At 44.5% G+C, this 16581-nt stretch carries 15 protein-coding genes and 1 pseudogene; 7 read left to right on the top strand and 9 right to left on the bottom strand.

Annotation, left to right across the window (positions count from 1 at the left end; genetic code table 11):
* The first annotated feature begins 1 nt into the window (after position 1).
* Positions 2-325 (top strand): hypothetical protein, encoded by a 324-nt coding sequence (locus MHI44_RS17415; protein WP_339202490.1) that lies wholly within the window; start codon positions 2-4, stop codon positions 323-325.
* 625 nt (positions 326-950) lie between these two features.
* Here the strand turns inward: MHI44_RS17415 and MHI44_RS17410 are convergent.
* Positions 951-1103, bottom strand: a complete 153-nt coding sequence (locus tag MHI44_RS17410) for a recombinase family protein (protein WP_339202489.1) — start codon at positions 1101-1103, stop codon at positions 951-953.
* A gap of 74 nt (positions 1104-1177) precedes the next feature.
* Between MHI44_RS17410 and MHI44_RS17405 the strand changes: the two are divergent.
* Together MHI44_RS17405 and MHI44_RS17400 are read left to right on the top strand one after the other, a co-directional pair.
* Positions 1178-1666: pseudogene (locus tag MHI44_RS17405) on the top strand (LysE family transporter); the annotation flags it as partial.
* A 49-nt stretch (positions 1667-1715) separates the two neighbouring features.
* Positions 1716-2225 (top strand): DinB family protein, encoded by a 510-nt coding sequence (locus tag MHI44_RS17400; RefSeq protein ID WP_339202488.1) that lies wholly within the window; start codon positions 1716-1718, stop codon positions 2223-2225.
* Between the two features lie 50 nt (positions 2226-2275).
* Here the strand turns inward: MHI44_RS17400 and iolX are convergent, their stop codons facing one another.
* From iolX to MHI44_RS17385, 3 genes are all read right to left on the bottom strand, one after another.
* The gene (gene iolX, locus MHI44_RS17395) at positions 2276-3304 is read right to left on the bottom strand and encodes a scyllo-inositol 2-dehydrogenase (RefSeq protein ID WP_339202487.1); all 1029 of its coding nucleotides are present in this window, start codon (positions 3302-3304) and stop codon (positions 2276-2278) included.
* Positions 3305-3512: 208 nt separating this feature from the next.
* Complete coding sequence (gene degA / locus MHI44_RS17390; protein WP_003245813.1) at positions 3513-4526, bottom strand: transcriptional regulator DegA; 1014 nt, start codon at positions 4524-4526, stop codon at positions 3513-3515.
* 17 nt (positions 4527-4543) lie between these two features.
* A complete protein-coding gene (locus MHI44_RS17385; protein ID WP_003245539.1) occupies positions 4544-5407 on the bottom strand; it encodes an AraC family transcriptional regulator in 864 nt (287 codons plus the stop codon).
* 123 nt (positions 5408-5530) lie between these two features.
* Here MHI44_RS17385 and MHI44_RS17380 point away from each other — a divergent pair, with 123 nt between their 5' ends.
* Positions 5531-6898 (top strand): MATE family efflux transporter, encoded by a 1368-nt coding sequence (locus tag MHI44_RS17380; protein WP_003233074.1) that lies wholly within the window; start codon positions 5531-5533, stop codon positions 6896-6898.
* Positions 6899-6927: 29 nt separating this feature from the next.
* Here the strand turns inward: MHI44_RS17380 and farP are convergent, their stop codons facing one another.
* Entirely contained in the window at positions 6928-7752 is an 825-nt protein-coding gene (gene farP, locus MHI44_RS17375) for a farnesyl diphosphate phosphatase (protein WP_144482589.1), read from the bottom strand.
* A gap of 231 nt (positions 7753-7983) precedes the next feature.
* Between farP and MHI44_RS17370 the strand changes: the two genes are divergently transcribed.
* The gene (locus tag MHI44_RS17370) at positions 7984-8463 is read left to right on the top strand and encodes a DinB family protein (protein WP_021479592.1); all 480 of its coding nucleotides are present in this window, start codon (positions 7984-7986) and stop codon (positions 8461-8463) included.
* Between the two features lie 129 nt (positions 8464-8592).
* On the opposite strand, the gene asnB is transcribed toward MHI44_RS17370, so the two are convergent.
* Complete coding sequence (gene asnB, locus MHI44_RS17365) at positions 8593-10437, bottom strand: asparagine synthase (glutamine-hydrolyzing) (protein WP_029726288.1); 1845 nt, start codon at positions 10435-10437, stop codon at positions 8593-8595.
* A gap of 145 nt (positions 10438-10582) precedes the next feature.
* Here asnB and MHI44_RS17360 point away from each other — a divergent pair, with 145 nt between their 5' ends.
* On the top strand, positions 10583-11164 hold the full coding sequence (locus MHI44_RS17360) for a DUF2777 domain-containing protein (RefSeq protein ID WP_124059933.1): 582 nt from the start codon (positions 10583-10585) through the stop codon (positions 11162-11164).
* Between the two features lie 30 nt (positions 11165-11194).
* Here MHI44_RS17360 and wprA read toward each other — a convergent pair whose 3' ends face one another.
* From wprA to MHI44_RS17345, 3 genes are all read right to left on the bottom strand, one after another.
* Complete coding sequence (gene wprA, locus MHI44_RS17355) at positions 11195-13879, bottom strand: cell wall-associated protease WprA (RefSeq protein ID WP_339202486.1); 2685 nt, start codon at positions 13877-13879, stop codon at positions 11195-11197.
* 167 nt (positions 13880-14046) lie between these two features.
* Complete coding sequence (locus MHI44_RS17350; protein WP_003244937.1) at positions 14047-14403, bottom strand: YisL family protein; 357 nt, start codon at positions 14401-14403, stop codon at positions 14047-14049.
* A gap of 115 nt (positions 14404-14518) precedes the next feature.
* Complete coding sequence (locus MHI44_RS17345; RefSeq protein WP_339202485.1) at positions 14519-15424, bottom strand: fumarylacetoacetate hydrolase family protein; 906 nt, start codon at positions 15422-15424, stop codon at positions 14519-14521.
* Positions 15425-15578: 154 nt separating this feature from the next.
* On the opposite strand from MHI44_RS17345, the gene MHI44_RS17340 reads away from it, so the two are divergent.
* A complete protein-coding gene (locus tag MHI44_RS17340) occupies positions 15579-16502 on the top strand; it encodes a CotH kinase family protein (protein ID WP_134991603.1) in 924 nt (307 codons plus the stop codon).
* Positions 16503-16581: the final 79 nt, after the last annotated feature.

The following is a 16581-nucleotide window of genomic DNA, read 5'->3' as shown; positions in this document are numbered from 1 at the left end:
TATGAGTATAATTGAACATCTTTACGATGAAATACACGGACCCAAGCTAACTCCTTATGAGTTACTCGAGAACGTTAAATTACCAAATTATATTTCTGTCGATTTTAAAACTGAAAATGATTTCATTATCGGTATCAGTAAATGTAAAATTGACAAAGATGAAATAGCAACTTTCACTTACTTTTTTAATAAAGAGAATAAATTAGTGCGACTAACTTCAAATGTCAATGGAGAAAACTCAGAAATATATAATAGAGAGAAAGCCATTAAAGAATATTATACATTAGCCAAAAAAACATTATTTTCTGACAAAGCTGCAGTGTAGTAAATAAAAGCTCGATTGGGCTTTTATTTTTCGATCGAAAACGAACATACATTCGCTAAAGTCATGCCCAATATGTTTTTTTAAAATGACACTCATCAATTAAAAAAGAGCCTGTAATTGAGAAAAGGCATTCTTTATATTTGAAATGTCAATCCGTATTTCTTCATGTTCAATTAAGAACAGTTTGTCATTCAGTTGCTGAATTTGTTCATCGGTCTCTTTTCTCTTCGCCTGAAATTCCGCTTTAGAGATCAGTTGATCTTCCAGATATAATTAAATCAAACACTGTTTCTTTTTTCAGCGTTTTCAATTAGTTTTTTAGTTTGTTTGATCCGGTTTTTCTTACGCTCTTCAACATCCGAATTAAATTGAGTCTTAACTTTCTTCCCTTTTGTTTCAGCATTCTTATAACAAAAGCTCGTGAATCTTTATATTAGACTGGATAATGATTCACGTAGAGAGCCATACCTCTACGACGATAGGCGTTAGATAATTTACCTCTTTCTTCTATTGTATTTGTCGATATTGCATCCGCATACAGCACATTTCATAAGACCACGCATTTCATTTTTAAGGTTAAATCGTTTTTTCGCAGCTTGTGTTCCCTATTGTTGGCTTTCTCATATTATTCTTCGGATATGATTTTAGGACACATGTCTTTGTAAATGGTCCACTTTTCTTTCGAGTTTCTAATGAATTTTTCGCCTGCTTTAACATGTGTTTGCCTGTTCGCAGTAAAAAAACCACAGTAAATGGGGTTCTTTAAGATTGTTTGCACAGTAGACAGTTTCCAAAAATACGCCTTTCTCGGCTTCAGAATATTCCCGAGTGCTAGTTCTTCATTAAGTTTGAGTCATCAGTGCTTCAGTCTGCGATACCCTGTTAATCGTATTAGCCGTTGCGGGCGTGTCTGTCATTGTGCAGGAGCTGCCTGTGTTTGAGACAGTCATGATGGCCGGCGGATTTTTATTTTTGCTCTATATGGGCTGGGTGACTTGGAACAGCCGTCCGAACACAAACCAAAATGAGAAACATACGTTCACACCAAAAAAGCAAACTGTGTTTGCGGCCGCTGTTTCTCTTTTAAACCCGCATGCCATTCTGGACACGATCGGCGTCATCGGCACGAGCTCTCTTCAATATTCGGGGCTTGAGAAATGGCTCTTTATGGCCGCCTGCATCGCTGTGTCTTGGATTTGGTTTATCAGCCTTGCAATAGCGGGCCGGTTGTTTCAGACGATAGATACGAGCGGCAGGCTTATGCTGATCGTAAACAAATGCTCTGCAGCGGTAATGTGGGCAGCGGCAGGATATTTTGGGGTGTCACTCTTTTGCAATTGAAGGAGAAACAAAAGAAAAAAACGAATTTCTTAGAAAAGGAGGCATGCTGATGACTGATGCAAAACAGTTTTATGACTATCATTCTTGGGCAAACAAGAAAATATTTACCCATATCGAAAACCTGCCGGAGGAAACTGCCTATCAAGAAGTAAAGAGCATATTTCCTTCTGTCAGCGACGTGCTGCTTCATATGTGCAGGGCTGACTACATTTGGCTGAATGTTCTTTCGGGAGTGGCCTACCAAGAGATTATAGACAGCGCAGGCAAATTAGAGTCCGCGCAAGGTAATATGGCAGCGATTAAACAGCACGCTGCCGAGCTGGAGTCACAGTATCATGATTTCTTCAGCCGCCAGACGGACTTAGAACAGACCTTCACAATGCAGCATCCGAAACTAGGTACACTGGAATCAACCTATGCAGACACCATCCTGCATGTCGTCAATCACGGCACTTACCACAGAGGGAACGTAACCTCCATGCTGAGACAGCTGGGCCATTCAGGCGTACCTACTGATTATATGTACTATTTATATGAGAAAAGAGAAAGCAAGGGCTAAAATGTCCTTGCTTTTTTTTGCGGAAAGCCTCAAATGCAACATATTAGCTTTTACATACCTGTATAAGCGCGCTTCACATCTAGCTGTACCGGCATGCCGCTTCGAAAGGAATTGGTTGCGGCGATACCCACTTCTAAATTGATCGTCGCATCAATATCAGTCACAATCGGTGTTTTTCCATTCCGAACACACTCGGCGAAATGCTGAAGCTCCAAGCAGTAGGCTTCATGAAAACGAGTTTGAAAGTCTGGAATGATATCAAAACTGCTCCCTTTAGCCGATAGGATGGTCACATGTTGATGTCTCAATGTCCCTATGAAAATACTGCCCTCTGTCCCGATAACCTCCGCCCGGATGTCATGTCCGTATGGAGAGGTTCTGCTTGCCTCGACGTCCCCCGCTGCGCCGGAGTCAAATTCAATATACGTCAGCGCCTGATCCACATCGCCATACTGCTCCATAAACGGATTGTTCAGAATCCTGCCGTGTCCTGAAACAGAAGTGATTTCCGCCCCTAGCAAATAACGGGCAATATCATAGTCATGGATGGAACAGTCGATAAAAATCCCACCGCTGTGTTTGATAAACTCTGCGGGAGGTGCGCCTTGGTCACGCGTAAAGCCTTTATAATAGATAGGTTTGCCGATTTCACCCGCGTCAATCCGCCGTTTGGCATCTGCGTATGCTGGATCGAACCGTCTCATAAAGCCGACTTGGCAGATGACACCTGTCTCTTTCACTTTTTCAGAAACTGCTCTTGATTCCTCAAGGCTTAATGTCAGCGGTTTTTCAACGAAGATCTGTTTGCCGTTCTCGGCTGCTTTGATGATCATATCACCATGTGTGCTTGTCGGCGTTACGATAATGACAGCGTCAATGCCGGGATCTTCTAACACTTCATACGGGTCCTCTGACCATTTTTCGATACCGAGTTCTCTGGCAACCTGCTCCGCTCTCCCTTTTAACGGGTCACTGACACTAACCAGCTTTGCCCCCGGCACACTGGTGACGAGATTTTTCGCATGATAATAACCCAGCCTTCCTAGCCCTAATACTGCACACCTTACTTGATGTTCCACGTCCCATCCTCTTCTTTTTCTCATTTCAGGCTCGCCTTGAGAAAGCGCTTTCTCTTAACAGCTAAAAAAACAGCGGTTCTATCCGCTCTGCCATTTTGCGCAAGCGCTTTCTCAAAAGATGGTTTCATTTTACACTGCCATTGGTTTACACGCAATATGTTTTTTTGGCTTCAACTGTCATAATGAAAAAACCCGCTCATTAGCGGGCTCATGTGTTGAGCGGTGATGTAGAATGTCTGACTACAAGCTCAGGCGGGAGCACTATTTTTTGTTTCGCCTTTCGTTTTCCCTCTATTGCTTCTGCCAGCAGTTCGATGACGCTCCGCCCCATCTCTTTTATCGGCTGGGCTACGGTTGTCAGGGGCGGAGCCGCCATTTCTGCGAGTATCGTATTATCAAAACCAATGATAGAAAGATCATCCGGCACTTTTATGCCTCTTATTCTCGCAGCTTGTATGGCGGCACAAGCCAATACGTCGTTGAAGGCAAAAATAGCAGTCGGAGCGTTTCTGTCGAGCAATTTTCCCGCTTCTTCCTTGCCGCTTTCCAAGGAAAACCGCGTCTGGATGATAAGTGATTCATCAATGGGCACGCCCGCTTCCTCCATCGCCTGACGGAAGCCTTTGATTCTATTTTTTTCGCCTGTCGTTGACCCGTCTCCAATAATGCAGGCGATGTTCGTGTGGCCGAGTGACAGAAGATGCTTGGCAGCCTCATATCCGCCACGAACGTCATCTATCACAACAATATCCATCGGAAGAAGCGGCTTATCCTGAGAAATCATGGCAATCGGAATTTGTTCACTGGCGATTTCCTCCAAAGCAGACATACTGTCATGGCTTTCAATCCCTGTTGCAAAAATAATGCCATCCACCTTTTTCTGCTTCAGCACAGAAAAATACTTTGTTTCTTTTTTCGGATCGTAATCGGTGCTGCAAATCAACATTTGAAAACCGAGCTCATCCGCTCTTTCCTCAATGCTTTTGGCCAGTTCGCCGTAAAACGGATTTGAAATATCAGGCGCCACGAGAGCAATCATATTCGTTCGTTTTCCCGTTAACGCCGCGGCGTGAACATTGGGCGTGTATGCCATTTCATTCATGACATTCATGACCTTCTGCCGTGTTTTATCGCTGATTCTCCCCGTATTGTTTATCACACGGGACACAGTTGTGATCGAGACACCCGCCGCCTTTGCCACATCGTAAATTGTTGTTTTCATGTTCATCCCTCGTCTGGTTATTGAACTTTCCGGCTGACAATTTTCCGGTATTCAATTGGTGAAATGCCTTCTATCTGCTTAAAGAGTTTTGAAAAGTATGTCGGATCTTCCATTCCGACCGTTTCCGCAATAACGCCCATTTTATCATTTGTAGAGGATAAAAGACGCTTCGCTTCCGTCATTCTCACCCGGTTCGTGTATTGTGCCGGAGTTACGCCGAGCACCTGCTGCATGCAGCGGCTCACATAATCCTGATGGTAGTGAAGGGCGAGCGACAGATCCTTGATTGTCGTCTTTTCCTTATAGTGCTCCTGTAAGTACCGGGCCGCCTCCCAGGCTACCCGCTCTTTCGCAGACGGTATTTGGAACGCTTCTTTTTGAAGATGCAGCATCAGCTCCTCAAATAAGATTTGCTTTCTGAGCGGCAAATCAGAGTTTTCCGCGGAGTAATCGATCAGCTTTTCAAACTGCTGCGCCATAAACTGCGGGCGCTGCACCTTGCCTTTTCTCGGCAAGGCCAATCCGTAGCGGGCCGGCTCTTCGAAGCTCCCTTTTTCCTGCTGAAGCTCAGACCAGTTGCTGCCTCCCTTTGCCGTAAATTCATATCGATGTTCATCGAAGTGAAGCCAATAGTAGGAGGTTGCTTCATCACTGCCCTTCGTCCCGTAGTGTTCAAGACCGGGAGAAAGCAAGATGTACTCGCCGCCTTCAACAGAAAACGATGTTTCATTTTCCGTTATATATAACGTTCCCTGTTTGACATATATCAGATCAAACACGGAGAATACACGTTTCACATGGGTTTCTCCTTTTTTAAAAACCCCTTCCCCAGCTGCAATAAATACCGGAAAAGGCGGGACTGTAAACAGGATGCGGGGCATTTGAATCATCCTCCTTTTTAAGTCGGATTTTTACAAGAAGTATCGTTTCTATCCCTTTTTATTATAAGGAAATGGAGGTACACTTTAAAACGTTGATTTTATTTACGAAAGGGGTTAGACACTATGAAACAAGCTGTCTTCAAATCAACTGCTTTGAAAAAACCCGCTGACAAAACGTTCTCATTATTTTCGCTTACTTGGCCGATCTTTATTGAGGTCTCATTATATATGTTTATGGGTAATGCCGATACACTGATGCTCAGCCAATACTCGGATAACAGCGTGGCAGCAGTCGGCGTCAGCAACCAGATTTTAAATTTAATTATCGTGATGTTCAGCTTTATCGCAACAGGAACGACCGTTATCATTTCACAATTTCTAGGCTCACGGCAAAAGAAAGAAGCCATGGAAGTCGCTTATGTGTCAATCGGCGCCAACTTCTTCATCAGCCTGGCCATCAGCGCCGTCGTCTTTTTCGCGGCTGTTCCTCTGCTTCATATGATGGGATTATCAGACGCACTGATGCCTGATGCGAAAGTCTTTTTACAAGTTGTCGGAGGTCTGTCCTTTATTCAGGCTTTAATCATGACATTCAGCGCGATCTTAAAAAGCTACGGCTACACAAAAGATACAATGTTTGTCACTATCGGCATGAACATTTTAAACATTGCCGGAAACTTTGTTGTGATTTTCGGTTTGTTCGGCTTTCCTGTTCTCGGCGTTGCCGGTGTGGCCATGTCCACATCTATCGCCCGCGTCATCGGATTAATCGCGATGATTGTGATTGTCAACAAACGCATCCAGCTGAAGATGTCGCTGAAAAAAGTCTTTCATATGCATAAAGAGCATTTGCGCAAGCTGCTGAAAATCGGCATTCCTTCTGCGGGAGAGCAGCTTTCATACAACCTTTCGCAAATGATTGTCACGTATTTTATCGCCATCATGGGCGCGCAGGCGTTGACAACAAAAGTGTATACGCAAAATATTACGATGTTTATTTTGCTGTTCGGCACTGCGATCAGCCAGGGTACACAAATCTTAATCGGCCGTTATATCGGCGGCAAACAATTTGATGCCGCTTATGAGCGCTGCATGAAGAGCTTATATTGGGCACTCGGAATTGCTGCGGCTACCTCTGTTTTGATGACGATCTTTTCAAAAGACCTGATCGGACTCTTCACACAAAGCCCTGACATTATAGCAACTGCAAGCCTATTGATTGCCATGACCATTATTCTTGAACCAGGCCGCTCGTTTAATGTCATTATCATTAACTCTCTGCGGGCTGCGGGGGATGCGAAATTCCCGGTTTACATGGCAATGATTTCAATGTGGGGCATCGGCCTCCCGCTTGCTTATCTTTTCGGCATCCACCTCGGTTTCGGTCTTGCCGGCATTTGGATTTCTTTTATCGCGGATGAATGGGTCCGGGGAATCTTAATGTACAGAAGATGGCGCTCACGTATCTGGATTCAAAAAGGTATGGCGTAACACCCGGCTCAATCAAGGCCGGGTGTTTTTTAGATATCAGACAGAATCTGCTTCACTTCGGTCTCTGTGAGAGCGAAGTGATATTGAAATACATCGTGCTGCTTCGCCCGGATTTTTTCTAAAACAGCCCGGTGCAAATGAAGAGCGGCTTTCACCGTTTTTTGAGAATACTGCGGAAATAGCGGCAAGGCATCCTGACACTCTTCAAGGTAGGCTTCTGCTTCAAAAGCGATATACTCCCACGTCATTGTGAACGCTTTATTTACGGTGCCTTTTTGGAGATCAGCCTCTGTATAGCCGAATTGCTGCATTACCTGACGGGGAATGCGGTTTTTTTGCTGATCTGTGCCAAGATCACTTAAGAAGCGAACCAGCTGTACGGCCAAGCCTAGAGAGACGGCTGCTTGTTTGAGCTGATCTTGTTTTCGGCGTGTCAGTATCGGCAGCAGCATCAATCCGGCAGCACCGCCCGTCCGATATGCGTACATGAGCAGTTCATCAAGGTCATCATACGGCTTGGCGTCTTCTTTTTGTGCGGCAATAAACTCCCGAAAAGGTTCGCTTTCCAATGTAAAGGTCCGATACGCATGATCAAAAGCCTTCCATAGATGTTGATTACCGTTATTTGTCCTTTGGTAAACATGATCAGCTTTAGCTTCAAATGCGGACAATACCTTTTCGTCTGCACTGGCCGCCGTGTGGCAAAACGACAATACTGCCCAAGAGGCTTGTCTTTGCTTTAGCGGGAGATATGATAATGCTTTGAAACAGGCTGGCGCGTATTCGCCAACAATCTGTCCGCATTGCTGGTAAGCTTCTTTTATCTCTTTCATTTTCTCACTCCTATGTATCACTGCTTCTTCAAGTCTAGTATGTTTTTTCCTAATTGTATATGAAGAAAATGCCGATTCTTACTTTGTAAAAGTAACAAGACGCACAGCATCATCGACGAGATATGCATTATTATTTTTAATGCCATACAACAGGTAGAATGTAAACATTTCTCAATCATCACTTCAATAATAGAGGAATCACGGAAAAAAGGGCTAATTGTTATGATACATGATAGTATTGGAGTGAGTTCAGTGATAAAATTTTTTGAATATAACTGGCAGGTTAGAGATCAATGGTTTACTTGGTGTCATCAACTAACCACTGAAGAATTACTTAAAAACCGTCTTGGCGGAGTAGAGAATATTTTATATACCCTTTTTCATATTATTGATGTGGAATATAGTTGGATTCGTGCTATCCAAGGAAAAGAAGATATCGCTGTTCAGTTCGCTGATTATCAAACACTCAATAAAGTGAAATCTCTCTCAAATACATTCCGAACTGAAATAATTGATGTTTTACAAACACATTCAGATCAAATAAAAGATGAACTTGTAAGCGTTCCTTGGGAGACAGGTGTTTTATATACGCGAGATGAAATATTACACCATATCATCGCTCACGAAATTCACCATATTGGTCAACTTTCTGTATGGGCTAGGGAATTAAAGTTAAGCCCGGTATCAGCTAGTTTTATCGGCAGAACATTAAAACCTATTCATTCTTATTGAAGGAATGCGGGGGCAATTCGATAGTGCTGTTGTACAAAAAAGGATAGATAGAGCATATATTTCCCTGCTCATCTATCCTTCTTATTTAAATCTATACATCTCTGGCTTTTAATCACATTTGTATTGAACCTACCTCTCGTCAATATCAATGCGATACGCTTCAAACCATGTATGAATTTGAGCAAGATGGGCGATCAGCTGAGGCCCCTTCATGAGCTGCCCGAACCACGGCACCTTGAAGGAGGAGCCTTCCGTTTCTAAAAGCTGATCTAATTGTTTTCTGTCCAGCAAGGTATGGAGCACTGAGTCCTTTTGGCTTCTGATCGTTTTCAGCCATTCGCTGACGCCTTTTGTATATTCCGGATGGTGTGTTTTCGGATACGGGCTTTTTTTGCGATACAGAATGTCATCAGGCAAAATACCTTCAAGCGCTTTGCGTAAAATGCCTTTTTCCCGATTATCATGCATTTTCATTTCCCACGGAATATTCCAAACATATTCCACAAGCCGGTGATCGGCGAACGGCACCCGCACTTCCAGGCTCGCCCCCATGCTCATGCGATCCTTCCGATCCAAAAGGTTCGTCATAAACCAAAGCATATTTAAATAGAACAGCTGTCTTCTTGCTTTATCCACACCCGTTTCTCCGTCTAATAATGGCGTTTCTGCCAAGGTTTCTTCATATTTGGCATTTACGTATTCTTTCAGATTCAATTTTTTCTGCCATGAGTCAGAAAGCAGCTTGATCCGCTCCTCCGTTGATCTCATCCATGGAAAGCCAGACTCAACATCTGCCGTATGGAACCACGGGTACCCGCCGAAAATCTCATCCGCGCACTCTCCCGATAGGCTGACGACAAAGTCCTTTTTGATTTCCCGGCAAAACCACAGCAGGGATGAGTCGACATCCGCCATTCCCGGCAAGTCTTTGACCAGTACAGCTTCCTCCAAATGATCAACGAGATCTTTTTGGCTGATGACGCATTTGTGGTGCGTTGTGCCGAAAGCCTCTGTCATTTTTTCAATCCATGGTCCGTCATCATTCGGCTGAAAAGCGCTTGCTTGAAAAAATTTATCGTTCTCTTCGTAATCAATCGAATAAGTATGAAGCGGTGCTTTTCCTTCCTTTTCAAAATGGCCCGCCGCAATCGCTGTAATTGCGCTTGAGTCCAGACCGCCTGATAGGAATGTGCAAACCGGCACATCCGACACAAGCTGCCGCGTCACCGCGTCCTGAAATAACGATCTGACATTGGCAACCGTGTCATCAAAACTGTCCGTATGTTTTTCGCTTTCAACATTCCAATAACGCCAAATATTAAGTCCGTCTTTGGAAAATGTCAGCGCGTGAGCCGGGCGGATTTCTTTTATGCCTTTAAATATGCCAGTGCCCGGGGTTCTGGACGGTCCAAGACCGAAAATTTCAGAAAGTCCCGTTCTGTCCACTCTCGCTTTTATATCAGGGTGCGCGAGGATTGCTTTGATTTCCGAACCGAAGAGAAATGAAGAGCCTTCCTTCGTGTAAAAAAACGGCTTTACGCCGAGACGGTCTCTCGCGGCAAACAACAAATTTCGCTTTTCATCCCACACAGCGAAAGCGAATATGCCATTGAGATGGTCGACACAGTCTTCCTGCCATTCGATGTAGCTGTGCAGAAGCACCTCGGTATCTGACGTACGCTCGAATTGATGGCCCCGCGCCCGCAATTCTTTGCGCAAATCTTCCGTGTTATAAAGCTCGCCATTGTAAATAATGGTGTACGTATCCCCTTTATAGGTACACGCCATCGGCTGGCGTCCGCCTTCAATATCAACAACCGCAAGTCTTTTATGTCCGAATAAAACATGGTGCTCCCCCCAAACGTTTGAATCATCAGGCCCTCGTTTGGAAAGAGTGTCTGTCATTCTGTCCATCGTTTGTTTTTCCTGGACGAGCTGCTTTTTAAAATCGACCCAACCCGTAATTCCACACATGTGACATCAGCTCCAATCCCGTTTCTTTCGTAACAATTTCGTTTCTTTCAGCACCTTAGTAAGTTTATGCATCTATAGGCAGATAGTTGATTTGTCCATAAAAGAGTTGTATGGGACAGGCTTGAATTGGAAAGAAAAGAGAGGAATGAAGAAAAAGGAGACAGCATGGATGAAACGGAAACAATTGATATATACAGGGGAACGAAAATGGGAATACGGCACCATCCTCATCGAAGACGGCATCTGTTTAATCGAAAACGGAGAAGGCGATATACTGCTGGCGGACAGTCTCCAACACAGCCCAATCTGGATCCATCATAAAGGAAAGTGGGAGCAAGCCGGCTTTCAGGACAAGTTGGTTTTGGCATGCGGTGCAGAAAACATCTCCCTTTCCGGCGGAGAACGCATCCGCTATGAGAAATCAGTCAAGCGGCCGCTCATGGCGCTTTTGGATTCTCTTGACGACGAAACCTTTATCGCGTTTCTGCAGCACTTGCACAGCTTCGGCTTATCGGTATTCGATTGCGTCTTTTCTTATAATAAAGGAGTCTTTTCGAATTCTTCGGCGGAGCAGGGTGTGTCCTTTTATCACTTTTCAAATGACACCGCCCAATGCGCGATGCAGCATCACTACAGCAGCGAAGGGACAGGAGACCGTTTTGAATGGACGGCTTCAAACGGAAAGCGATCCATTATGTATTCAGCAGTCCAACGGGGGGGCAAATAAAAAAGCGGTGCATCGAGCACCGCTTTTTGGTTACTTTTCAACAACCACTTTTGCTTCCTTGCTTTCTTTTTTATCTGTATCCGCAGCCGTGACGTACAGCACCGTTCCGGCTTTTTGTTTTTTGATTTTCACCGAAAACGTTCCTTTTGCGTCAGCTTTGGCAGAAGCAATGACTTTCTTTGATTTGTTTTTCACTCTGATCATCGCTTTGCTGTTTGCCTTCCCTTTTACTGCCGTATCCTTCGTTTTCACCGCGTTTACTTTCGGTGTGCCGGAAGGTTTTCCTTTGACGACAACAACTTTATACGATGTTTTCGCATCGCCTTTTGTTGCTTTCACATACAGTACTTGATCCTGTTTTTGAGTCGCGATATTAACCTTGAACGCATTGTCTTTTCCGGCTTTGGCGCTGCCGAGTTTCTTTTTGCCGTTCATCACCTCGATAAGTGTGCCTTCCTTCGCGCTTCCTCTGACAGCTGTTTGAGTGCTTTCCAGCTTGTTGACCTTAAGCTGTAAATCAGCTGCGCTGACAGCCTTCATGACATTCAGCCGCCCGTAGCCTGAATGCCAGTCTACACCAGGTGTCTTCGGAATTTCAATCGGATCGCCATAATCGTCATACAACTCTTCTTCTCCGCCATCGACACTTTCAAAGGAAATATCATCTGCCGTCTTTTTCAACATATCCTCAACTTCTGTTCTTTTCAGCTTAGGATTTTGAGCAAACAGCAATCCTGCAGCAGCGGCAGCATACGGCGTCGCCATAGACGTTCCGCTCATGTACGTGACATTTCCGTTCGGCACTAAGCTCGGGATATCAGACCCTGGAGCAGATATGTCCAGACCTTTTCCATAGTTAGAGAAATCAGCGGTCATATCCATGCGGTTCGTTGCGCCGACTGACATCACATATTTAGAAGATGCAGGATAAGATAAGGCATTTTCTCCATCATTCCCGCTGGCTGCGGCAATCAAGACATTTTTGTCAGCTGCGTACTTCAAAGCAAATTCAAGCACGCGGCTGTAGCCTCCGCCTAAACTTAAATTAATCACCTTTGCTCCTTTGTCAGCAGCATATTTGATGCCGAGAGCAATTTGTTCAGTATCTCCGGAACCTGCGGAATCAAGCACTTTGACAGGGATGATTTTTGCTTTGGCATTCAATCCAGTCATTGAATAGCCGTTATCGCTTTGGGCCGCAATAATGCCTGCGACATGCGTCCCATGCCCCTGATCATCCATTGCATTGTTATTCCGTCCGACAAAGTTGTGTCCGAGATCTGTTCTTACTTTTCCTTTTAAATCAGCAAGCGTGCTGTCTACGCCTGTGTCTACTACTGCAATGAGTGTATCGTTAAGCTTGCGTTTGGACAGCAATGTGTTGGCAGGCTCATATTTCACATCCGCATTTTTGACACCGCCGTTTTCACCGTTGTTTTTAAGCGGCCATTGATAAGGGTACTGAATATCGTTTGCCAGGCTTTTGTATTCCTGCACGGGTTCCGCAAACTCTACATTGGACATCTTGGATAGTGTCGCAGCAGCGCTTTTGACCCTTTTGGCGCTTGCCGTATATGCGCCGTTCTGTTTCTCATCTTTCGGAAGTTCAAATGAATACAGATTGTCAAACAATTTCTTTGCCTTTTTCACATTAGATATGTCTTTTTTCGATTGCGCGCTTGCAGAAAAGCCCTTCATTTCATTATGTACGGATGAGAGGCTTTTATTGTCCTTCACCTTGAAAATAACCTTTGTTGTCTGAACTTCACTTTTTGCTGCAATATTGTTTTCTGTTAAAATGGCTCCGGCTGTTTTGCCTTGCAGCTGCTTCATATTTAGTCGGTCCGCTTGTTTCTTTATCTCCTCTTTAAGGAATGACGGGACTGATTGTAAAGCTTTATCATATAGCCGGTTGATCGCTTTTTGATCCTTTTCAGTGACCTTATACGAAGATGATGCTCCGTTTTCTGACACATCGTCAAATAACGGCTTTAATGTCACAAGATCCTGATAGATTTCATTTCTTGCTGTTTTATTTAGTGCGAGCTTTGCAACGATAAACGGTGCTGCTTTGTAATAAAGGCTTGTCAGTTCTTTGCCTTCTGCTGTTTGGCTCAGCTGCTCATCACGAATCGATCTCAACTTATCCAGGATGCCTTTTCCTGATTTCTTCTGATCGACACTCATTTCAACCGGACAAGCTTCTTCCTCTTCTAAATCTGACGGCTGTTTTTTGGTGCCTTTATACCCAATCGTATACTTGGCTTCTGCAGCTGCTTCTGCCGTTCCGCCGTCCTCTGGCTCTTCTTCTCCGAGGTATTCAACTTTTACATAGTAAGGGCCGCTCCACGCGTATGGAAAAATGACTTCGCTTTTTCCATCCTCCGCTGTGAAAGAACGGTACATCTCAAACGTCTCATCTTTAAGCGCTTTTTCCTTACTTGGATATACAGATACATTCAGTACTGAATCACTCTTTACGGTCAGTGCCATATGTGAGTTTTTCTGAATATCCGTTGCTCCCGGGGTCACTTTGTACCATTTCACCTGTTCCGGCTCCTTCATGGCGCCTGTCTGCTCTTTGCCGTTTTCCAGAGCAGCCGCCTGATCGATCGCGCCGGCCGCAGCAGCTTTGGTTCCCGGAGAAAAAAGGCTGAAAATCAGTGCAAAAATAAGCACTGCCGCCACAACCGAGCTGAATTTTCTGCGTTTCATGTTATCCCTCCTGCAAAATAATGAATCTCCTTGAAGGTATCATAATTTCATAGGACGAGATACCGCTTACAGGGAATTTTAAGGTTATTTTAAATGATTTGGAATATGAGGGGATAAATATAAAAAAACCCAACTCTATCAAAGAGCCGGGTTCATAGGTTTTTCTATTAAAACAATTGAAAACCAATTGGCAAATGCAGACCGAGCAGCACTGTCAGCAAAAGGACAATGACGAAGCCGACCCACAGGCCTCCTGTTGATTTTTCTTTTTTCTTGCGGATGAGGAGCATTTCCATCAGGCCGATGGTGATAATGCCCAGAATCATTTTGCCGGCGTATTCTCCGTTCCAGTTGGCGAAACGGACAAACAGCTCAGCTCCTGTCAAAATAATAAGGATATAGAATAACCGCAGAATCATATGAGTGATTTTTGCGCCCTTTGCACTTCCTGACGAATACAGCGAGTAGCTGACGAAAAGCAGAATCAGCGCTACCACCCATGTCGTAATATGTAGGTGTGTCATATATGTTCCCCCTATCAGATAAATTACCCCACTTATAGTACCATGAACTTGTCCTCTGCCACAAAGATGATTATCAGAAAAAACGGGCGGGTCCGGGTCCGCCCTCCAGTTTTATTCAGCCAATTTGGTTTGACAGCGTTCCGATCGGATCAATTGTAATATCAATTTTGTCACCTGACCGCAAGAATTTTGGAGGCGTAAACCCCTTGCCGACACCAGACGGCGTACCGGTGGCAATGATGTCGCCCGCTTCAAGCGTCATCCCCTTTGAGAGGGTTTCAATTAATTCCGGAATGGAAAAGATCATATCGCTTGCCGAACCGGATTGGCGCAGCTCGCCGTTGACTCTTGTTTCAACCTTGAGGCGCTCTGGCTCCTGAATCGATGATTTATGTACAAGCACGGGCCCCATCGGACATGTCGTATCCAAGCTTTTTCCGATAAAAAACTGCTTATGCCTTTTTTGCAGATCACGCGCCGTGATATCATTCACAATCGTATATCCGAAAACATGGTCATATGCATCTTCTTTTGAAATGCGAGTCCCGCTTTTTCCAATCACGACAGCAAGTTCTCCCTCATAATCAAGCTGAGAGGTAACCTCTTCATGGCTCTTTACGATATCACCATGCCCCGTAACCGTTACCGGTGATTTTGTAAATACCATCGGATGCTCCGGAATATCAGCCTCGCTCCCCATTTCAATCGCGTGATCCCGGTAGTTTTTGCCGATGCAGATGATATTTTTTGATGGCTTCGTAATGGGTGCATGGAGCTTCACCTCAGATAATGAATACATAAATGATCCCAGCTCATCATTCGGTTTCTTTGCCCACTCGGCCAGCTGCCTTGCATGCGCAACGAATTTATCCCCTTCTGCGATACATTCAATCAGCGATCCCGGAATCGTCTCAAGTTCAAACAGTTTTTTTTCAGCCTTCTGCAAATCCATAATTTTCTCATCGTCAATGATCAGGCCGACAAACATTCGGTTGTAAAGTTCCCCTGTCGCAAATTTCATGTTATTCCTCCATCATCTTTTAAATCAGAATGCTCCTTCATGTATTCTCTGTCGAATGCTGAAATCCCTTTTTCTCCTTTCCGTTTTCATTTCGTTTCAGGACGGGCTTGCTCTACATATCATACAAATGTCGTTTTGAGAAGGAGGAAAGAATATGGAGCGCGTGCATTTATTTTTTCATCGGGAGCAGCTGAAAAGGAAAGGTACTGCCAAGGGGCTTTTCGTAACAGATCGATCTGTTTCTCCCATTCTTCTCACACAGCGTGACAGAGCGGAAAAGGCATCCTATGAAATCAGCTGGGAAAAGTCTCTGCTTGGTGAAAGGACACTTTTTTTGAATGCAGAACAGGATGATCCGTCCCTGATGCGGCGCAGACTCGCCTATTGTTTTTTTGACCAGATCGGCGTACCTGCTCCCGTTGCCTCGTACAGCTTTCTGACCATCAATGGCCAGCCTGAAGGCATTTATTTGAACATCAAGAACCATCAGCCAGCCGGTAAAAGGAGTTACGGAGTGAAGACGGCCGATCCAAGGGTTCCGTTGTCCCTTTTTAACAATGATTCCTCGGCATTCTTACATGAATTTTTCATACTGATCCGCACAGCCGGAGATGACGAATTGGCTGAAAGGATTAAATTGTATCTGGATGTCAAGCTGTTTTTTTTGTGGCTGATCGGCAACGCCTGCACCAATCAAGGCTTTTACTACACATTTTGTTTAAACGAATCCGGCCGGCTTTACGTTTCCCCGATGGAGACAAGATCGCTTGCCGTACAAGAATGGTATGAAGAAGACCCGCTTCTGACAAAAGGAAAGACGCTTTCGTCAAGGCTTCTATCCATTCCCGCCTTCCGGTCGCAATATCACACCTTAATGAAAAACGTGCTGAAGCGGTCGTTTACTATTGAACGATTATCTCCTCTCATCAACGAATGGCACCTTGACATTTGTCAAAGTGCTGCTGATGATCCTTTTATCAAAAAAAGCCCCTTTCAGATCGAAAAGGAGCAGACAAACATACTTAGAGAAATTGAGGAACGGCAGGACTTTTTGCAAGCACACTTAGCAAGACTTTAGTCCTTTCTCCATTAAAAAAGGCTGCAGCAAAAATTGTCGCTTTTTTAGTCAAATTGACGAAAGGCAACCTTTTGAGCCA

Origin of the sequence: Bacillus sp. FSL K6-1366 (genome assembly GCF_037976695.1) — a bacterium.
Lineage (GTDB): Bacteria > Bacillota > Bacilli > Bacillales > Bacillaceae > Bacillus > Bacillus subtilis.
This window is presented reverse-complemented; position numbering and strand designations above follow the sequence as displayed.

Coding starts and splice junctions, on each gene's coding strand:
- asnB (WP_029726288.1), bottom strand. CDS start 10,437: ATGTGTGGAATTACGGGTTGGGTCGATTTTAAAAAGCAGCTCGTCCAG.
- MHI44_RS17345 (WP_339202485.1), bottom strand. CDS start 15,424: ATGAAATTTGCGACAGGGGAACTTTACAACCGAATGTTTGTCGGCCTG.
- MHI44_RS17385 (WP_003245539.1), bottom strand. CDS start 5,407: ATGCCCCGCATCCTGTTTACAGTCCCGCCTTTTCCGGTATTTATTGCA.
- MHI44_RS17380 (WP_003233074.1), top strand. CDS start 5,531: ATGAAACAAGCTGTCTTCAAATCAACTGCTTTGAAAAAACCCGCTGAC.
- MHI44_RS17350 (WP_003244937.1), bottom strand. CDS start 14,403: ATGACACACCTACATATTACGACATGGGTGGTAGCGCTGATTCTGCTT.
- MHI44_RS17400 (WP_339202488.1), top strand. CDS start 1,716: ATGACTGATGCAAAACAGTTTTATGACTATCATTCTTGGGCAAACAAG.
- MHI44_RS17360 (WP_124059933.1), top strand. CDS start 10,583: ATGAAGAAAAAGGAGACAGCATGGATGAAACGGAAACAATTGATATAT.
- degA (WP_003245813.1), bottom strand. CDS start 4,526: ATGAAAACAACAATTTACGATGTGGCAAAGGCGGCGGGTGTCTCGATC.
- MHI44_RS17415 (WP_339202490.1), top strand. CDS start 2: ATGAGTATAATTGAACATCTTTACGATGAAATACACGGACCCAAGCTA.
- MHI44_RS17340 (WP_134991603.1), top strand. CDS start 15,579: ATGGAGCGCGTGCATTTATTTTTTCATCGGGAGCAGCTGAAAAGGAAA.
- wprA (WP_339202486.1), bottom strand. CDS start 13,879: ATGAAACGCAGAAAATTCAGCTCGGTTGTGGCGGCAGTGCTTATTTTT.